Genomic DNA, 18,542 nt, shown 5'->3' with positions numbered 1-18,542 from the left:
GATTTGGGTGTTGGTTTTTGCTGATATTTTTGAAAGTACGATTAAACGCACAAAACAAAAGCGAAGCCACGCAATCGGCATAGCCGATGCAGGCAGCGCTTTTATTTTATTTGACACTCATACCACACATTGAAAGACATCCGATGTTTACAACTGATGATTTAGGCAAACTGATTTTATTGAGCTATTGGGGGCCGAGGCTTTTTACTGAGAGTGGTATGGAAAAGGCTGCCGTTTGGCAAAGGGGCAAAAGTAGTATCGGTACTGGCGGTATTGGTGGCGGTTCCCGCGCTGTTTATCCTGCCCTTGCTTCAGGAGATTAAAAAAGAGAAGCGGAAGGAAGAGGAATACCAGCGGCGCTACCAAGCCGCCAAGGCGGTGTTTGACCGGCATTGCCAAACCGCAGAGGAGAAGATTTACCGGACGGTGAGCAATGTGGAAGGGCTTATGCTGTTGAGGGTACGGGAGAAATACACGGATGGCAAGATGCGTGATCCTATGTGGGAGGATGCTGCGGCATTTAGCGGATCTTCCTCAAGCAATAATGTAGAAAAGTATTATATTAATAATTTTTTACAATTTAGTACGGGGAAGGGAATGGCTTATGAAGGTAACTTATTGCCAACCAGCAAATACCTGCCACGTTACCGCTATGTAGATGTATTACAGCCGGATGGTAAATCGGTTATCCGTTATCGTGGCGGTTGGAATATTAATCGTAAACCTTTGGCTGAAGAAACCAATCCCAAGCGGCCTGCCCGCTATGCGTTTACTTATGAAAATAATGTCGACCCCGAATTAAGAAAGATCTGGATTGCCGGCACCACTTTGAAAGTGCTGGATTTAAAAACCGGGGAATTATTGGCGGAAAAAACGATTTATGCGTTCGAACCCAGCTTGGGTTATGGGGCCAAGTTTTCATCCCAAGCCCCTTGGTCTCGTGCCGTCAAATGCCCAGATAATATAGGTATCTCACGTTTTTTGTTGAACGTGTGTTAAAACCCAAACCCGATTAAGGGAACTCACTTACTTACTTTATGGAGATAAAAAATGGCTGATGCAAACAGCACAATCCACCAACAACCTGTGTTTTTTGCTTTTTGTGGCAACAATAAGTTTTTCCGCTATAGCAGATTAACTTAACTTTCGCTACGGCGTTGCTGCGCCTTGCCGTACTACTTGTACTGTCTGCGGCTTGCTGCCTTGTATCGAAAATTAATTAAATCTGCTATAGAATACTAAATTTGTACGTCAATCGGACACAGCAATTGAAGGCCGCAAAAGCAAACAAGCCTAAACAATGATTGTTTAGGCTTGTGTAATTTGGTGGGTCGTGAAGGATTCGAACCTTCGACCAACGGATTAAAAGTCCGCTGCTCTACCGGCTGAGCTAACGACCCGTTACAGAGCTGGGGATTCTAATTGCGTAACAGGGTGGTGTCAAGAAAAATTCGGTTTCGTTGAAGGGTGGGCAAGGGTAAGATTTTGGGTAAATGGCATATTTTATTTCTTGGTACGATGTTTTAAATATCTTATCCCTCGGATTATTCTATGTTAGAATGCGGCGTTTTAAACGATTCTATATCTCTTGCCGATTAGATTGCTTTGGCGGGCGGTATGTCTAAAACCATAATTTTTTATGACAAACACAAGGATACACGCAATGAAAAAATGGTTAGCAGCCGGTATGATGGTTTTGGCTTTGGCGGCTTGTTCGCAAGAAACCAAACAAGAAGTGAAAGATGCGGCGCAAAGCGCGGCTTCCGATGTGAAGAATGCTGCCAGTGAGGCGAAGAGTGCGGCTGTTAGCGCGGCTTCTGATGCTAAACAAGCGGCTCGTGCCGCTGCTAGTGATGCAAAAGCATCAGCCGGTGAAGTGAAGGATGCGGCTAAAGCTGCGGCCAGCGATGCTAAGGCTGCGGCTCAGGATGTGAAATCCGATGCGGAAAAAGCGGCGGCTGATGCGAAAAATGCGGCTGAAGATGCGATCAATGCGGCAAAAAAAGCAGCTTCTGAAGCTAAGCCGAACTAATTTTGGCTGTTCGATAAAATGCCTGTCTGAAAGTTTTTCAGACAGGTATTTTGTTTTTAAGCCGCTATAACTATTGCGGATTTTCCTTAAATAAACCGCTTTACAAGCATTCTGACGACGCGACCTAGCGTGAGCGGCTTAATTCGCCTTGAATGGCGCGGACGTTAGCCTGGCGGTCGCGCACGGTTTGTTCCAGTGCGCGGGTGTTGCCGCCGGCTTTTTTTGCTTTGGCTAATTGGGCCTGTGCGCGTATCAAGGCGGCTTGTTCGTTGGCTATTTCGCGTTGCAATATTTGTTTGCGGCTTAACTGCGGTTTGGCCGGTTGGGGCGGCGGGGTGATAACCGGAGCGCGGCGGTTATTGATGAGGGTGCGGACAGTAGTGGTTTTGCGCGGTTGGTTGCGGAGTTTGACATCCAGCGAGGCGGGTTTGTCGGAAGCTTCGGTGCGCGGCATGATTTTGATGTCGTCGTAGGAGCCGAATTGGTCTTTTTCCCAGATTTTGGTGATGGTGTCGCTGCCGTTTTGGTCATCCGACTTGCCCGCTGGGGTGTCGGCTGCGGCGGGTGCGCTTGGTTTGGCCGCTGCTGTGTTGTTTGTGTTTTCTGTGGTTTGTGGCGGGTTGGAGGTTTGGGCCAAAGTGGGTACGACTTTTGTTTTTCCTGCCGGATCGGGGATAACGTCGAAATAGTCGGATTTGCCGAATAATTGCCATGAGGGCTCGGCAGGGGCTTCTGCGGCGGGGGATTCTGTTGTTTGAGCCGGTAGCGGATTGGTGGCCGGTTCGCGGCTCTCTGTTATCGTGGAACTTGCGGCAGTTGCAGAAGGTGCAGCGGCGGTTGCGTTGGCTATTTCTGCTGCTTTCGCTGCTGTGTCTGTGGTGGGTTGCTTACCGCTTTCGGCCGCCGGTTTGTTTAATAATTGTCGGCTGTCGGCCAACTCTTCGCTGATGCCGTTCATTTCGGAAAGGCGGCAGCTGGAGTTGATCTTTTCGCTGGAATAACTGGCTTTGCCGTTAATCTGGCAGATATAGGTGGGGGCTGCGTGGGCACTGAGGGCGCTGCCGGCGATTAAAACGGCCAGCATGTTGGGGAGCATTTTATTCATTCGTTGTTGATTCATTAGGTTTTTTATATGCGGGATTATAACGAAGGGCTGTGTTAATTTGGGTTTTCTGTTGAGAAAGCCGGATTGTATCTTGTAAACCGCTATGCCTGTCTGAAAATAAATGAAGTGCTGTTTTTTGATTACAAAAGGCGGTTTCAGACAGGCATGGAAAAGCCCTGCTGCTGGGGCAGGGCTTGGTGCGGCCGGTGTTAAAGTATCAGCGTGAGGATGAAGGTCCAGATGCAGACAAACAGTAACAAGCCTACGCTGTATTTGAGCGTCATTTTCAGCAGGGTGGATTCCTGGCCCGACTTGCCGACGGCGGCGGTGGCAATCGCGATGGATTGCGGCGAAACGAGTTTGGCCATGGTGCCGCCGGCGGTATTGGCTTGCACCAGCAGGGCGGGGTCGATGTGGAGGTGGTGGGCGACGATGGATTGTACCGGGGCAAACAGGGTGTTGTTGTTCACTACCGAGCCGGTCATGAATACGCCGATCCAGCCCAATACCGGCGAGAGCAGCGGGAAGACGCCGCCGGTTACAGAAACGGCTTCGCCCAGTGCTTGGGTCATCCCGGTATAAGTGGTCAGTTTGGCGATGGCGAGGATGAAGGAGATGGTGGCAATCGACAACCACAATTCTTTGGCGGTTTTCTTCAAGTCGGCCAGTGCTTGTGCAACGCCCAGTGATTGGCCGGAAATGAGGATGGTGGCAATCACGGCCATCAGGATGGCGGTGCCGGTGGTGTTGATTAGGCCGATGTCGATGCCGATTTTTTTATCGCCTTGCGTGGCCAGTACCCAGCTCAGATTGGTGAACGAGAAGATGGCGTCGGGTTTGAACAGGGCTTTGAATGCGGGCAGGCTCCATACGATTACGAAGGCGCTGAGGATGTAGAACGGCGCCCAAGCGGATAGAATATCGCCGAAGCTGTGGCGGGTGGTTTCATCTTGGTCTTGCGCATTGATGCGGAATACGGTTTTCGGCTGCCATTGGGTAGACAGTGCGGCCAGTGCGATCAGCGAGAGCAGCGGCGGCAGGATGTCGGCCAACTCGGGGCCGATGAAATAGGTAACGGCCATTTGGCAAACGGTGAAAACGCCGGAGGTAACCACGAGTGCGGGCAGGGTTTCTTTAATGCCTTTGAAGCCGTCGAGTATCCAGACCAGTAGGAAGGGGGTACTGGCGGCAATGAACGGCAGGGTGGTGTTGGTGGCTTTGGATACGTCCATCGCGGTGACGCCTTCCAAATGGAAGGTATCGATAATGGCGACCGGAATGCCGATGGCACCGAATGCGCCGGAGGCGGCGTTGGCAATCAAACACAACATGGCAGCTTGCAAGGGGTTGAAGCCCAGCGCGGCCAACATTACGCCGCAGATGGCAATCGGTACGCCGAAACCGGCAGCACCTTCCAAAAATGCGCCGAAACAGAAGGCGATCAGCAAGAGTTGGATGCGTTGGTCGGGCGAAACCATGGCGAGGCTGCCTTTAATAACTTCGAATTTGCCGGAATCGACAGTCAGTTTATACAGCCATACCGCCATGATGATGATATAGCCGATCGGCCACATGCCTTGTACGATGCCTTGTACCACGGCGGCCAGCGCCACATTGGCGGGCAGGGCGAAGGGGAAGAAGGAAAGAACGAGTGTTACTACCAGCGTCAGCAAGGCGGCGTGGATGCCTTTCATTTTCAGCACGGTCAGGCTGAGCAGAAACAGAATAATCGGAACGGCGGCAACGGCGGCGGATAGCCGGATGTTGCCTAGGGGGTCGAAAGTAGCGGAAAACATTTTATCAATACTCGCTGTACGGCTCCGCGTAAGCTCTCGTGAAGCGGGGCGGAGTAGGGTTTGAAGACAAAACGGGCAGCCGTGAATACCGGGCTGCCCGTTTTACAAAGGATACCTTCGTATCATCCGGGTGTTACAGGTATTCTGATACTTTTTCCTGATACATGCGCAGGATGCCGGCGGATTTGGCGAATTGGGCGGATTCGGTATCGTCGAGCGGTTTTTCGATGATGCGGGTGATGCCTTGGCGGTTGACCACGGCCGGTACGCCGATGAATACGTCTTGTTCGCCGTATTCGCCTTCCAGCAGTGCGGATACGGTCAGCACCACGTTTTGGTTGTGCAAAATGGCTTTGGTGATGCGTGCCAAGCCCATGGCGATGCCGTAGTAGGTGGCGCCTTTACCTTCGATGATGGAATAGGCTGCGTCGCGCACGTCAGCATGGATTTTGGTCATTTTCGCTTCGCCGTCGGGCATTTTTTCCAGCGCTTCTTTCAGCGACATGCCGGCGATGTTGGCGGTGCTCCAAGCGGCAATCACACTGTCGCCATGCTCGCCGATCATGTGGGCGTCTATGCTGACCGGTGCGACATCGAATGATTGGCCCAAGCAGTTGCACAAACGGGCGGTATCCAGAATGGTGCCGGAGCCGATTACGCGTTCTTTGGGCAGGCCGGAGAACTTCCAAGTGGCGTAGGAAAGTACGTCTACCGGGTTGGTGGCAACCAAGAAGATGCCTTTAAAACCGGAAGCCATCACTTCGCCGACGATGCTGTGGAATACTTTTAGGTTGTTGTCGATCAGGTTCAGACGGGTTTCGCCCGGCCGTTGCGGTACGCCGGCGCAGATACATACGACGTCCGCATCCGCGCAATCGGCGTAAGTGCCTTGTTTTACCTTGGTGGGCGTGGGGGCATACAGCACGCCGTGGCGCAAATCGCGAACTTCGGCGTGGGCACGTTTTTCATTCAAGTCAATCAATACCAACTCATCGCTGGTACCTTGGTTCAATACGGCGAACGCATAGCTGATACCGACCGCGCCGGTACCGATGATGACGACTTTGTTGCCTACTTTGGTGGTCATGACTCTCTCCTGAAAATTACAAGCGATAAGAACAATAAAATTTTAATGAAATAATTCTACATCAAGACGGGGGGTGGAAAACCTGTTTTAAATCAAAATTAGCAGAGTATTTTGAAATAAAACTAGATAGCGATAAGCTAACTCAAACAGCAGTTTAATTTATTGGTTGTAAAGTTACAAATGCCTGTCTGAAACGGCTTTCAGACAGGCATTCCGGATACCGGGCTGGCAAGAGTTTACGTGTGCGCATTGAAAAAGCCCGTACCGGCAAAACGGTACAGGCTTTTTAAAAAGCGTTAGGAAAAAAGCTTAGCCCTGACGGCGGTCGCCCAATTCCGCCGCAGCGGTAAACAGGACGTCGGTAGACGAATTGAGTGCAGTTTCGCAGGAATCTTGCACCACGCCGATGGTAAAGCCCACCGCCACGACCTGCATCGCCACATCATTGTCGATACCCAACAGGCTGCAAGCCAATGGGATCAGCAACAGCGAGCCGCCGGCCACGCCGGAGGCACCGCAGGCGCTTATGGTGGACAACAGGCTTAACAGTAAAGCGGTAGTAAAGTCGACGGTAATATTTTGGGTGTGTGCCGCCGCCAGCGACAGCACGCTGATGGTAATCGCCGCACCGGCCATGTTAACGGTAGCGCCCAGCGGAATCGAAATCGAATAAGTGTCTTCGTTCAAGCCCAGTTTCTTACACAACATCATGTTAACCGGAATATTGGCGGCGGAAGATCGGGTAAAGAATGCCGTAACACCGCTCTCGCGCAGGCAGGTGAATACCAAAGGGTAAGGGTTGCGGCGGATTTTCCACCATACAATCAAGGGATTCACTACCAAGGCAATCAAGAGCATGCTGCCCACCAGCACCAGCAGTAATTTGCCGTAGCTGGCCAATCCTTCCAAGCCGGTGGCTGCCACCGTGGTGGTAACGATGCCGAAAATGCCCAAAGGTGCGAAACGGATTACCCAGCCGACGATTTTCGATACGGCATCGGCGATATCCAATATCGTCAGGCGGGTGGATTCTGCGGCATGACGCAAAGCGAAACCCAGCAGCAGCGCCCAAAACAGGATACCGATGTAATTGGCGCCGGCAAGAGCGCTTATCGGATTGGCAACCAAGTTCATCAGCAGCGTTTGCAAAACTTCGGCTATGCCGGAGGGAGGCGTGTTGTCGCCCGAGGCGGCATCGGCCAGAGCGATACTGGTCGGAAACAGAAAGCTTGCCGCTACGCCGACGACAGCAGCCGAAAACGTGCCGATTAAATAAAGCACGATAATCGGTTTTACCTTAGCTTCGCTGCCGGTTTGGTGCTGCGCCACCGCTGCGGTAACCAAGGTGAATACCAAAATCGGCGCAATCGCTTTTAACGCACCGATAAACATATTCCCCAGAATCCCGATGCCGGCCACAACCTGCGCAGAGAGCAAAGGGTTCGGGCCGCTGCCCAGATAACCGGCCAAGGTGCCCAACAGTAACCCGACGATAATCTGTTTGACCAAGCTGACCCGGTTGAACATCGCCCAAAATGAGTTTTCGGCTGACATGTCACTTTCCTTGAAGTTTAAAAAATGTAATTTTACATCAATTAAAGATATAAAAAAGCAGCTAAGGTCAAAAGAATAACGGCGGTATGAAATAAAATTAGAAAAGATGTCATTATCAACACCATCTAAAGATATAACGATATGCCTGTCTGAAAACAGGCGGCAGGTTTTCAGACAGGCATCTTTTTGCTGTCGGATAATCGGTAGCCGGAAAGCGAAACGGATAGGGGCTTCTCTATATTAAGATGCGGCCAGAACAAATCATCGCAAAGGCTGTCCAAGGCCGGATATGCCTGTCTGAAAACCTACTGTGGGATTACACGCCTGAGAAACGATGTTAAAATCATCCGCGCCCGGCTGTCCGCCGTTTTTGCGCAGAATGAACCGTTTATGAAAAGATTTCCTTCTACCGCCTTCTTGTTGACTACACTCGCTTTTGCCTGCCAACAGGCTTGGGCGGATACCGCTGTTGCAGCCGCTGCCACCGGCGACCCCAAACCGTCGGATTATGTTCGGGTGGAGCAGCCCAAGCAAACGGAAGCGGCGGAGGGCAAAAAGCTTACGCCAAAATATCCGGTAACCGTCAACGTTGGCGATGAAGAAGTCAAAACCATGCTGGAAGAGCATCTGCCGCTGATTACCGAGCAGCAGCAAGAAGATTTGGATATCGAACAAATCGGTTTTTTGTTGGAGGACACACCCTCCGACGTGCAAAACATGATGCGCACCCAAGGTTATTTCAACAGCCAAACCCAAGTGCAAAGCAGCGGTAAGGGCTATGTTGTCAATGTTGCCCAAGGTAAGCGCACCCATATCGACAACGTCAGCGTGGCGATTATCGGCGACGTGCTGCAAGATGCAGAATTGGGCAGCTACTATAAAAACGCCATGGCCAACTGGGCGCTGCCGGTGGGCGCACCTTTCCAGCAGGACAATTGGTCGCAGAGCAAAACATCGGTGCTGGCGGCAGTGGCCCGCAAAAAATACCCGCTGGCGCGCTTTACCCAAACCCAAGCCAATATCGATCCCAATAAAAATACCGCCGATCTGAGTGTGGTGGTCGACAGCCAACAGCCGATTTATTTCGGCGATATCCAAATCAGCGGCACCCAACGCTATCCAGAAAGCGTGGTCAGCGGCTTGGCGCCTTTTAAAACCGGCTCGCCTTACGATTTGGACCAATTGCTCGATTACCAGCAGGCGTTGGAGCAAAACAGCCACTTTTCCGGCGCTTCGGTTCAAGCCGATTTCGCCAATTTGCAGGGCGACCGCGTGCCGGTGAAAGTTAACGTCAGCGAAGTTAAGAAACACAAGCTCGAACTTGGCTTGCGCTGGGATTCCGAATACGGCCCGGGCGGCAAAATCGGCTACGACTATTACAACCTGTTTAACAAAGGCTATGTCGGTTCGGTGGTGATGGATGGCGACCGCTACCAGACCACGCTTTCCGCCGGTATCAGCCAGCCGCGCAATAACGATGGCCATTATTGGACCAGCAACGTTGCCTATACCCGCTCCACCACCCAAAACCTCGAAACCAAAGATCTCACCAGCGGGGTTTGGTTTGTACGTGACCGTAACAACATCGAATCGCGCCTCGGTGTGGAATATATTTCCGGCAGCCGCCGTATTCCGTCAAGCAATACTGATCTGGGTCACAGCGCCGTAACCATGTTGACCGCATCGTGGCGCCATCAAGACATCGAAACCACACTGCATCCGGCCAACGGTTATTATCTGGATGCAAAAGTCGGCACTACGTTGGGCTCGTTGATGTCCACTACTTCGGTTCAACGTGCATACGCCCGTGCTGCCTATTACTTTACGCCTGAGAAAACAGAATACGGTACCTTCATCGTGCGCGGCCAACTGGGTTACGTGTATGCCAAAGAAAACAACGAAGTACCGGCCAGCTTGCTGTTCCGTACCGGTGGCGCCACGTCGGTGCGCGGTTACGAGCTCGACAGCATCGGCATCGCCGGCCCCGACGATTCCGTATTGCCCGACCGCGCACTGGCCGTCGCCAGCCTGGAATACCAGTATCCGATTAATAAAGATTTTTCCGCCGCCATCTTTCATGATATGGGCGACGTTTCGCGCAACTTCAAAAACATGGGCCTCAAACACGGTACCGGCGTCGGCGTACGCTGGTTCAGCCCGGTTGCACCGTTTTCATTCGACATTGCCTACGGCCATAACGATAAAAAAATACGTTGGCACATCAGCTTAGGGACTCAGTTCTAATGACGGCCAGCACATCCACCCTCGCTACTGATACCGGACTGCCTGCCGGTACGCCGCCGGGCGCGCCCAAGAAACGCGGCCGCAAATGGTTGCGTGCCATTTTATTGCTGTTTGTTTTCGCCATTCTGATGCTCGCCGGTTTGATTGCCTGGATGGTTAGTACAGAATCCGGCTTGCGTTTCGGCCTTTACCAAGTGCCCGGCTGGTTCGGCGTGAACATCAGCTCGAAAACGTTGAGCGGCACGCTGATAGACGGCTTCAACGGCGATGAGTGGCGCATCGAAACCGAAGGCAGCGATATCGATATTTCCAGCCTCACCCTCGCTTGGCAGCCGAAAGAATTGTGGCAGAAAAAACTGCATATTCGGCGCTTGGCCGCCGGTGACATCCATATTCAAAGCAAGCCCACGCCGCCCAAAGAGACCACGCCGTCCCAAGCGCCCCAAAGCGTCAGCCTGCCAGTGGAAGTGGCGCTCGATTCGCTGGAGGTCGGCCGCATCACCAGCGGCAAAGCCAAAAGCGAAGTGTTGCGTCATGCCCGTCTGAATTATGTTTACGACCATAAGCAACACCGTATCCGTGTCGGCTCCATCCAAACCCCATGGAGCGACAGCAGCGGCCTGCTGACTTTGGACACCGCCGCACCGTTCAAACTGGGCGGTGATATCGCCGGTAGCGGCGCACTGAACGATATTGCGGTGGACGGTACCTTCAAACTCTCCGGCGAATTGCAGAACATTCAGCTCAATAGTAATCTGGCCGGGCAAGGCGTCAAGCTGACCGCAGACACCCAAATCCATCCCTTCGGCAACACCTTAGATAAAATCATCGGTCATGTTGCCATCAAAGGCAATGGATTGAATCCACAGGCTTTTATTGCCAGTGCGCCGAAAGCCGATCTGGATTTCGATGCCACCGTGGTGCCGGCGGCCACTTCCGGTTTGTCGTTGGAAGGCTCTATTGATTTGGCCAACCACCAGGCGGCGGCAGCCGATCAGGGCGGCATTCCGGTGCGCAGCCTGCTGGCGGATTTCACCGTTGATGAAAACGGCGTGTTGAAAATTCTGGAAGCCGATGCGGCATTGCTGAAAAAAGGCCGTATCAGCTTCAGCGGCAGCACCGATACCGCCAAGCAAACGCTGAATCTGGATACCGAATCGCACGATATTGTGTTGGGCGATGTACTTGCGCAGGAATATCCTGATGCGCTCAACGGCAAAATCCAGTTGCGCGGCAGTTACAGCGATCCGCAGGCCTTGTGGAATTTCACGTTCGGCAAAACCGTCAGCAACGGCGAGGTACTGCTCAGTACCGATACCGCCAGCGGCCAGCAAACTGTTAACCTGAAGCGCGCGCAAATCCTGCCTGAAAACGGTGGTGAAACCCAAGCGGCCGGTACCTTGGAATTGTTTAAAGACCAAGCGCTCAACCTGAATCTGACCAGTAAAAACTTCAATCCGGCCAAAATCCACAGCTCCATGCCCGAGGGCAGCGTGAACGGCGACATCAAACTGACCGGCGCGCTGGGCAAGCAGCTTTTCAACGGCAAAATGCAGTTCGGGCAAAGTACGCTCTCCGGCGTTTCCCTGCGCGGCAATGCCGACATCGAATACGATAAAGACCATCTGAGCCGCGCCATTACCGATATCGCGCTGGGTAGCAACATCATCAAAACCAGCGGCAGCTTCGGCAAACAGGGCGACAGGCTTAACCTCAACATCAACGCTCCCGATATTGCCCGTTTCGGATTCGGCATGTCCGGTCTCTTAGTAGCGCAGGGCACGCTGGCCGGTTCGGTAAAACAGCTGGAAGCCAATCTGAACGGCCGCGCCGAGCGGTTGAATATCAGCAAGGCGCTGCAAATCAACCACCTCACCTTCAACCTGCAAGGCTCGCCCGATTTGAGCAAGCCCTTAAACCTTCAGGCCGAAGGCCGCCAGATTATCATCCCCGGCCAAGAAACGCCCACCCGCATCGATGCCGTCAATCTCGCGGTTAACGGCACCGGCCGCCGTCAAAGCATACGCGGCAGCGGCAGCATGGCGTTTGACGGCAAACCCTATCGCTTCAATCTCGCCGCCGACGGCGGCCTGAACGAGCGTAACCAGTGGCAGGGTACAGTCAGCGCGTTTGATATCAGCGGCGCGTTCAACCTCCATCTGCAAAACAGCCTCAATCTGGAAGCAGGCGCCGAACGCGTAAGCCTGAGCGCCGCACGCTGGGCAGCGATGGGCGGCAGCCTGAATCTGGAGCGTTTCGTGTGGGATAAAAAACAAGGCATCACCACCAAAGGCCGTGCCGACAACCTGCACATGACCGAATTGCACAATTTCTATAAACCGGCGGTAGAGCATAATATGGTGCTGGCCGGCGATTGGGACATCGCCTACACGCAAAACATGAGCGGTTATCTGAATGTGCAGCGCCAAAGCGGCGACATCATCCTCGATTACCGCAAGCAGGCACTCGGTTTGAGCGCCTTGTCGCTGCAAACCCGCTTCCAAAACGGCCGCATCGACAACCAGATCAAAGGCACCACCCGTTACGGCAACATCGACGGCAACGTCGTCATCAGCCAAAACTTCGGCAACGCCATCACGCAGGCGCCGGTTAACGGCAGAATCCGCCTTAACGCTCCCGATTTGGAAGCTTTTAAAAACCTGATGCCGATCGGCCAGATATTGAAAGGCCGGCTGATTGGCGACGCCGTGATTTCAGGCCGCTTGGGCGACCCGCAGCTAAACGGCACCCTCACCGGCGATAACCTGTATTACCGCAATCATGCCCAAGGCGTGATTCTGGATAACGGCGTATTGCGCTCGCGTCTGCAAGGCCGCAGATGGATTATCGATAACCTCACCTTCCACCGCGGCGGCAGCGCCACCCTTACCGGCGACATCGGCCTGGTCGGCACCTCGCCCGATGTAAACGTGAGCGCAGTATTCAATAAATACCAGATGCTCGACAAGCCCAACCGCCGCCTTACCCTGAGCGGCAACGCCAGAATGCTGTATACCGATGCAACCGGCATTACACTGACCGGTACCCTGAAAGCCGACGAAGGCCGTTTCGGCTTCCAAGACTCCAGCATGCCCACATTGAGCGACGACGTGGTGGTGATCGGCGAAGAGCAGAAAGAGAAAACCGCCGCCACGCCGATCAGCCTGAATCTGGCGCTGGATTTGAATGACAATTTCCGCTTTAGCGGCGAAGGATTGGACGTATTGCTCGGCGGCACCCTCAATATCACCGCCCAACCCGGCCGCGACGTACAAGGCGTGGGCACCGTGCGGGTAGTCAAAGGCAAATACAAAGCCTACGGCCAAGATTTGAACATCGATAAAGGTACCATTTCCTTTGTCGGCCCCTTGGATGATCCCAACCTCAATATCCGCGCCACCCGCAACCTCTCGCCGGTGGGCGCAGGCGTCGAAGTATTGGGCAGCCTCAACAACCCGCGCGTGAGCTTGGTGGCCGACGAAGCGATGAGCGAAAAAGACAAACTCTCCTGGCTGATTCTCAACCGCGCCAGCAGCGGCAACGACAGCGACGAAGCCGCGCTCGCCACCGCCGCCAGTGCTTGGCTGGCCGGCAAGGTTAACGATAGAATCGGCCTGGTCGACAACTTCGGCCTAACGAGCCAGCGTACCCGCAACGCCCAAACCGGCGAACTCAATCCTGCCGAGCAGGTGCTCACTTTCGGCAAACAGCTTACCAGTGAACTGTATTTGGGGTATGAATACGGCATTAACAGCGCCGACCAATCGGTCAAACTGGTCTACCAGCTCACCCGTTCGATACAGGCGATCGGCCGCGTCGGCTCGCAATCGTGGGGCGGCGAAATGAAATACATCATCCGTTTCGATTAAGGATTTGTTTCCATAAAAGTTTTCAGACAGGCATCTTTAAAATGCCTGTCTGAAAACATTTGTACGCCCGAGGGAAAAGTAGGGCGCTGGCAGGAATAAAGTTTCTCACGATAAACAAAGATGCATGGATTAAGCACGAGCATCAAGCAAGCGTTTAAAGTATCGAAAAGAATTTTGCAAAAGGCTCTGCCTGCAAAAGCTTTCAGACAGGCATTTTAAAGATGCCTGTCTGAAAATATTTAGTGGTTTAAATTGAAAAAAGTACACGTCATACTCGGGCTTGACCCGAGTATCTTTTTGATAGCCATAGCCGTTTAACTCAAGGCTTATCTTGAAAGCGGTCTTCCGTTTCCGGCACATCGTCGGCATCTTTCAGCGCATCGCTTACGGTTTGGCTCACCGGATTGATACCGCTTTGCTCGCGCACGATTTCTTTTTGCCGCTCGGTAAGCGGCGGATGAACGGCGGTGGCTTCCTCTTCGCGTTTTTGCTCGGCTTTTTCAAAACTCTCGTAAGGTTGCGGCTTGATTTTGCTTAAATCAATATCGTCTTTTTTAAATAGCGACATGGTTGCTCCTTTGTTTTTATCTATTGAAGGGAAGGCCTGTCTGAAAACGGCAAATACCTTTCAGACAGGCATACACATACATAAGCGTTTGAGCAGATAAACAGACCGGGGTTCCTGCCGTTAACGTCCGTTTTCGCAACAGCGGCGTGCATCATCAACCGCTTACGGCATTTTGGCCGCCGTAGGTACGGAAAGTCAAACTAATGCGCTCTTCGGTAACCCTGCTGCTTTTCATAATGGCGTGCTGCCAATATTGCTGCGTGTCGCCGCGCATCACGATTAATTGGCCGTGTTGCAGCATGATTTCGCGTTTCTCCCGTGTTTTTTTATGGCGCAGGGCGAATTTGCGTTCGGCGCCGAAGCTGAGCGAAGCGATAACGGTGCGCCGACCCAATTCTTTTTCATCGTCGCTGTGCCAGGCCATGCCTTCGTTACCGTTGGCATAGCGGTTGAGCAGGCAGGAATTGAACACGGTGGGGCTGACGGCTTGCAAGTGCCGCTCCACTTGTTGCTTCAGTTGCAGCAGCAGCGGCGTCCAGGCTAGTGCGCGGCGGGTGATGCCGGAATAAGTGTAGGAAAAAGCGCCCTCGCCGTACCACGCCACTTGGCGGGCGGTGGTAATCAGTTTGCCGTAAATCAGCGCTTGGTCGTGCCGCCAAGCAATGTCGTTTAACAGCGCCTTCAGACAGGCATCCGCTTCGTGTTGGCTAAGAATCACGCCGTAATCGTTTACGATGCCCTCATAAGGCAGCAGGTTGGTTTGCGGGTCGGGGGGGTAAGCGAATAAATCCAAGCTCATGCCGCACCTTCCAATTCTTTGGCCAACAAGGCTATTTTACGCCCGCGCTGCCAACGGTAGCCGCCGATGATGCCGCTTTCCCGGATCACACGGTGGCAGGGAATCAGCACGGCGACGGGATTGCTGCCGACGGTGGTGCCGACCGCCCGCGCAGCGGTGGGCCGGCCGATGTCGGCGGCGAGGCTGCCGTAGCTTTTCAGGCAGCCGGCGGGAATCGAGAGCAGCGCCTGCCAGACTTTCAATTGAAACGGCGTGCCTTTCAGGTGTAGCGGGATTTTGCCCTGGCCTGGTGCGGAAAATATCTGCATGGCGCTTCGGTGGAACGCGTTTTCCGTTTCGGTAAAGCCGGCGTTCGGATATTCTGCGCAGAGCGCCTGCAACGCGGCTTCGCGCTCATCGGCAAACATCATAAAGCACACGCCTTTTCCGGTGGCGGCGGTTAATACTTCGCCAAAAGGGCTGGCGGCAAAATGGTAGGCAATTTGCAAACCGGCGCCGCCGTTTTTGTATTCGCCGGGCGTCATGCTCTCGATGCGGACAAACAAATCGTGCAAGCGGCCGGTGCCGCTCAAGCCGCCGGCAAACGCCGCTTCGGCCACGCTTTCGCTGCGCTTCAACGCTTCTTTGGCGCGGCTTATGCTGATGTGCTGCAACATTTTTTTCGGGCTGATACCCGCCCACGCTTGGAATTCGCGTTGCAAATGCTCAGGGTTGAGGTGTACCTGCGCCGCCACCTCGGCCAAATCCGGTTGTTCGGCGGCATGGTCGTACAAGTATTCGATGGCGGCGGCAATGCGGGCAAATTGCGGGGTATCGGCGGTTTTCATGAGGATGCTCCGGTGCGTTTCGATTCAACGATGAGGCTATGGTACGCGAGCGGAAAAAGCTTGGCGACCCGATTCTTGATGAATATGCCTGAAACCTTTGCAAAAAACTTTTTCATCCTGAATTGATTGATATCTCGTCATACTCGGGCTTGACCCGAGTATCTGCTTTTTCTTTCAAAACAAAAAGATGCTCGGGTCAAGCCCGAGCATGACGCAAATGCTTTCAGATATCGAAAAGAATTTTGCAAAGTTCTCTACCTGTCTGAAAAACTTTGCACATGTTTTTCAGACAGGCATGGGAAAAACGGATTCCGGTTTGGCCGCAACGGTATAGTGACTTAAATTCAGAATAGTACAGCGTTGCCTCGCCTTGCCGTGCTATCTGTACTGTCTGCGGCTCGGCGCCTTGTCCTATTCTGAATTTAAGCCACTATATTTCAGGGCGCAATCGGCGCTTGCGGCGGCGAATGCCAGCCGAACGCCGTGATTACGCGCAACCAATCATCATCCGGTTCGGCAAGCACGGTAACGGGGCGGCCGCTCTCCGGGCTGGTGAACATCAGGCTGCGGGCGTGTAGCAGCAGGCGCTGATTGCCGCAAAAGGCGGCCACGGCATGATTTTGCCTCAAATCGCCGTGGCTGGTGTCGCCGACAATCGGGTGGAAAATATGCTTCAAATGGCGGCGGATTTGATGTTTGCGGCCGGTGTGCGGCGTGATTTCTAACCAAGAATAACGCGAGGTGGCGTGGCGCGCTTGGGTAACGAACGGCAATTCGGCCCTCGCCAGCGTACGGTAGTCGGTAACGGCGTTCTGCGCGGCCTTGTCGGGGTCGCTGAGCGCATCGGCAATCGGATCGAGCAGTTCCTTGAGCGGGTAGTCGATGCGGCCGGCATCGTTGGTCCAGCCGCGCACCACCGCCCAATAGGTTTTGGCCACCTCGCGCGCTTCGAACTGTTGCGACAAGGTGCGGGCGGTCGGCGCGTCGAAGGCAAACAGCATTGCGCCGGAAGTGGGGCGGTCGAGCCGGTGCACCGGAAACACATGGCGGCCGATTTGGTCGCGCAGGGTCTGCATCAGAAAAACGGTTTCGTGCCGGTCGATGGCGCTGCGGTGCACCAGCATTCCGGCGGGTTTGCACACGGCGATGCAGGCGGCGTCTTGGTAGAGAATCGGTATCATGAATGGTTGCAGGGCAGGGAATAGGGCGTTGGCAAGAGAGTAAACGCAGCTTACTGATTTGGCAATGTTTCAGACAGGCATGCTATTGCCTGTCTGAAAACGAATCATCACAAAAAATATAGCGGATTCAATTGCTTCAATACGAGGCAGCAAGCCGCAGATAGCACGAGTATCAAGAATAAACTGAAATTTAATAACCGTTCCGCCATCATTCGCGCTTGACCGGAATATTTCATGTTGCAGCCATTCAAGATACTCGGGTTAAGAACGAGTATGACGTGTGTACTTTTGCTTCAGTTGATTGGCTTATGCAAGGCAGCCCAAAAAACGGATAAGCGATGAACAAACCGTTTACACCAAAGTTCCCATTTTGCCGCTGCGGTAATCGCTATAAGCCTGTTGCAGGCGCTCGGGGGTATCCATTACAAACGGGCCGTCGAAGAGAATCGGGCCTTCGACTCTCTCGCCGCCGAGTATCGCCAGCTCCACCGCTTCGGAGCCTGTTTGCAGCCATACTTCATCGCCCTCACCCAACACCGCCAGCCCTTCAGCGCCGAGCGTTTGGCCGTTACCCAGCGGCAGGCGGTCGTGGGTCACATACAGCCCCAATTCCGGCGCATCGATTTTCAGGCTGATTCGGCTGTCGGCCGGCAGGCGTACATAAGCCATAACGGCGTTACTGACGGTTTCCATCGGGCCGGTTACGCCGTCTACCGTACCGGCCACCACACGAATTTGCACACCATTTTTCTCAAACAACGGAATATCGGCGGCGCGAAACGAACGGTAACGCGGCTCGATCATCTTTTGCGCGGGCGGTAGGCTCGTCCATAATTGCAAACCATGGCGGCCGCCGTCGGGTTGTTCGGCGTGGATGATGCCGCGGCCGGCACAGATCCACTGTGCATCGCCTGCACTCAAGGTGTCGCGGAAACCGGAGCTGTCGCGGTGAGCCACGCCGCCCTCCATCAGATAGCTGATCACTTCGATGCCGGCATGCGGATGCGGACGGTCGCCAATACCGCGGCGGCTGTGGTGGCGGTAGTGGTCGATAAACACAAACGGGCCGAGCGAATGACGCTCGCGCAACGGCAGGGCACGCCATAACAGCATATCGCCATCGTCAATCGCCTTATCGGCTGCATAAACCGTAATGATGTTTCGTGCGCTCATAAAAAACTCCTAGTTATAAAGCTGGCCGAAGCAGCAGCTTTGCACAAATGAATGACTTCTTCTATTTAGCGCCATTTCGGCAAAATTCAATCACCGGCATCCGTCAAACCTTTGTAGATATAAAGCTTCAGGCCGTCTGAAAGTTTTCAGACGGCCTGAATGGATTTTGCAAAGGCTATGGCCTGCCCGCTGTTCATGGCGGCATTATGTTTTGTTTGCACCACCGCCACTTGGCCACGGGCTAGGCCAATATATAGTGAGTTAAAATAAGAATTCCAAACTTTACTCCCCCCCCCTTACCAGCAGA

14 protein-coding genes and 1 tRNA gene are annotated in these 18,542 nt (G+C 53.6%); 5 read left to right on the top strand and 10 right to left on the bottom strand.

All coding sequences use genetic code 11. The annotated features are described in order from the left end of the window. Positions 1 to 86: 86 nt before the first annotated feature. Positions 87 to 323 (top strand): hypothetical protein, encoded by a 237-nt coding sequence (locus Q4C79_RS07920; protein ID WP_303090478.1) that lies wholly within the window; start codon positions 87 to 89, stop codon positions 321 to 323. Then, entirely contained in the window at positions 277 to 999 is a 723-nt protein-coding gene (locus tag Q4C79_RS07915) for a hypothetical protein (RefSeq protein WP_303090477.1), read from the top strand. The genes Q4C79_RS07920 and Q4C79_RS07915 overlap by 47 nt, the downstream gene beginning before the upstream one ends. 325 nt (positions 1,000 to 1,324) lie before the next feature. Here the strand turns inward: Q4C79_RS07915 and Q4C79_RS07910 are convergent. Next, positions 1,325 to 1,400 (bottom strand) — tRNA-Lys (locus Q4C79_RS07910). Positions 1,401 to 1,663: 263 nt separating this feature from the next. Here Q4C79_RS07910 and Q4C79_RS07905 point away from each other — a divergent pair. Next, complete coding sequence (locus Q4C79_RS07905; RefSeq protein WP_303090476.1) at positions 1,664 to 2,032, top strand: hypothetical protein; 369 nt, start codon at positions 1,664 to 1,666, stop codon at positions 2,030 to 2,032. A 124-nt stretch (positions 2,033 to 2,156) separates the two neighbouring features. On the opposite strand, the gene Q4C79_RS07900 is transcribed toward Q4C79_RS07905, so the two are convergent. The 4 genes from Q4C79_RS07900 to sstT form a co-directional block, all read right to left on the bottom strand. Next, positions 2,157 to 3,137 carry a hypothetical protein gene (locus Q4C79_RS07900; RefSeq protein WP_303090475.1) on the bottom strand — a complete coding sequence of 327 codons (981 nt, stop codon included), beginning with the start codon at positions 3,135 to 3,137 and terminating at the stop codon, positions 2,157 to 2,159. Positions 3,138 to 3,346: 209 nt separating this feature from the next. After that, positions 3,347 to 4,933 carry an L-lactate permease gene (locus tag Q4C79_RS07895; RefSeq protein WP_303090474.1) on the bottom strand — a complete coding sequence of 529 codons (1,587 nt, stop codon included), beginning with the start codon at positions 4,931 to 4,933 and terminating at the stop codon, positions 3,347 to 3,349. Between the two features lie 133 nt (positions 4,934 to 5,066). Beyond that, a complete protein-coding gene (locus Q4C79_RS07890) occupies positions 5,067 to 6,020 on the bottom strand; it encodes an L-lactate dehydrogenase (RefSeq protein ID WP_303090473.1) in 954 nt (317 codons plus the stop codon). 309 nt (positions 6,021 to 6,329) lie between these two features. Then, the gene (gene sstT, locus Q4C79_RS07885) at positions 6,330 to 7,574 is read right to left on the bottom strand and encodes a serine/threonine transporter SstT (RefSeq protein ID WP_303090472.1); all 1,245 of its coding nucleotides are present in this window, start codon (positions 7,572 to 7,574) and stop codon (positions 6,330 to 6,332) included. 390 nt (positions 7,575 to 7,964) lie between these two features. Between sstT and Q4C79_RS07880 the strand changes: the two genes are divergently transcribed. Next, on the top strand, positions 7,965 to 9,818 hold the full coding sequence (locus Q4C79_RS07880; protein WP_303090471.1) for an autotransporter assembly complex family protein: 1,854 nt from the start codon (positions 7,965 to 7,967) through the stop codon (positions 9,816 to 9,818). Next, positions 9,818 to 13,687, top strand: a complete 3,870-nt coding sequence (locus Q4C79_RS07875) for a translocation/assembly module TamB domain-containing protein (RefSeq protein ID WP_303090470.1) — start codon at positions 9,818 to 9,820, stop codon at positions 13,685 to 13,687. Before Q4C79_RS07880 ends, Q4C79_RS07875 begins: the two co-directional genes overlap by 1 nt. A gap of 319 nt (positions 13,688 to 14,006) precedes the next feature. Here the strand turns inward: Q4C79_RS07875 and Q4C79_RS07870 are convergent, their stop codons facing one another. The 5 genes from Q4C79_RS07870 to Q4C79_RS07850 form a co-directional block, all read right to left on the bottom strand. Further along, a complete protein-coding gene (locus Q4C79_RS07870; protein WP_303090469.1) occupies positions 14,007 to 14,255 on the bottom strand; it encodes a cytochrome-c oxidase in 249 nt (82 codons plus the stop codon). 154 nt (positions 14,256 to 14,409) lie between these two features. Continuing rightward, positions 14,410 to 15,054, bottom strand: coding sequence for an alpha-ketoglutarate-dependent dioxygenase AlkB (locus Q4C79_RS07865; RefSeq protein ID WP_303090468.1), 645 nt, complete (start codon positions 15,052 to 15,054; stop codon positions 14,410 to 14,412). Next, entirely contained in the window at positions 15,051 to 15,881 is an 831-nt protein-coding gene (locus tag Q4C79_RS07860; RefSeq protein WP_303090467.1) for a bifunctional transcriptional activator/DNA repair enzyme AdaA, read from the bottom strand. The genes Q4C79_RS07865 and Q4C79_RS07860 overlap by 4 nt, the downstream gene beginning before the upstream one ends. A gap of 437 nt (positions 15,882 to 16,318) precedes the next feature. Further along, complete coding sequence (gene truC, locus Q4C79_RS07855; protein ID WP_303090466.1) at positions 16,319 to 17,062, bottom strand: tRNA pseudouridine(65) synthase TruC; 744 nt, start codon at positions 17,060 to 17,062, stop codon at positions 16,319 to 16,321. A 351-nt stretch (positions 17,063 to 17,413) separates the two neighbouring features. Further along, the gene (locus Q4C79_RS07850; RefSeq protein ID WP_303090465.1) at positions 17,414 to 18,235 is read right to left on the bottom strand and encodes a pirin family protein; all 822 of its coding nucleotides are present in this window, start codon (positions 18,233 to 18,235) and stop codon (positions 17,414 to 17,416) included. Positions 18,236 to 18,542: the final 307 nt, after the last annotated feature.

Origin of the sequence: Neisseria sp. (genome assembly GCF_030523955.1) — a bacterium.
GTDB lineage: Bacteria > Pseudomonadota > Gammaproteobacteria > Burkholderiales > Neisseriaceae > Neisseria.
This window is presented reverse-complemented; position numbering and strand designations above follow the sequence as displayed.

Coding starts and splice junctions, on each gene's coding strand:
- Q4C79_RS07920 (WP_303090478.1), top strand. CDS start 87: ATGCAGGCAGCGCTTTTATTTTATTTGACACTCATACCACACATTGAA.
- Q4C79_RS07905 (WP_303090476.1), top strand. CDS start 1,664: ATGAAAAAATGGTTAGCAGCCGGTATGATGGTTTTGGCTTTGGCGGCT.
- Q4C79_RS07900 (WP_303090475.1), bottom strand. CDS start 3,137: ATGAATAAAATGCTCCCCAACATGCTGGCCGTTTTAATCGCCGGCAGC.
- Q4C79_RS07895 (WP_303090474.1), bottom strand. CDS start 4,933: ATGTTTTCCGCTACTTTCGACCCCCTAGGCAACATCCGGCTATCCGCC.
- Q4C79_RS07890 (WP_303090473.1), bottom strand. CDS start 6,020: ATGACCACCAAAGTAGGCAACAAAGTCGTCATCATCGGTACCGGCGCG.
- sstT (WP_303090472.1), bottom strand. CDS start 7,574: ATGTCAGCCGAAAACTCATTTTGGGCGATGTTCAACCGGGTCAGCTTG.
- Q4C79_RS07880 (WP_303090471.1), top strand. CDS start 7,965: ATGAAAAGATTTCCTTCTACCGCCTTCTTGTTGACTACACTCGCTTTT.
- Q4C79_RS07875 (WP_303090470.1), top strand. CDS start 9,818: ATGACGGCCAGCACATCCACCCTCGCTACTGATACCGGACTGCCTGCC.
- Q4C79_RS07870 (WP_303090469.1), bottom strand. CDS start 14,255: ATGTCGCTATTTAAAAAAGACGATATTGATTTAAGCAAAATCAAGCCG.
- Q4C79_RS07865 (WP_303090468.1), bottom strand. CDS start 15,054: ATGAGCTTGGATTTATTCGCTTACCCCCCCGACCCGCAAACCAACCTG.
- Q4C79_RS07860 (WP_303090467.1), bottom strand. CDS start 15,881: ATGAAAACCGCCGATACCCCGCAATTTGCCCGCATTGCCGCCGCCATC.
- truC (WP_303090466.1), bottom strand. CDS start 17,062: ATGATACCGATTCTCTACCAAGACGCCGCCTGCATCGCCGTGTGCAAA.
- Q4C79_RS07850 (WP_303090465.1), bottom strand. CDS start 18,235: ATGAGCGCACGAAACATCATTACGGTTTATGCAGCCGATAAGGCGATT.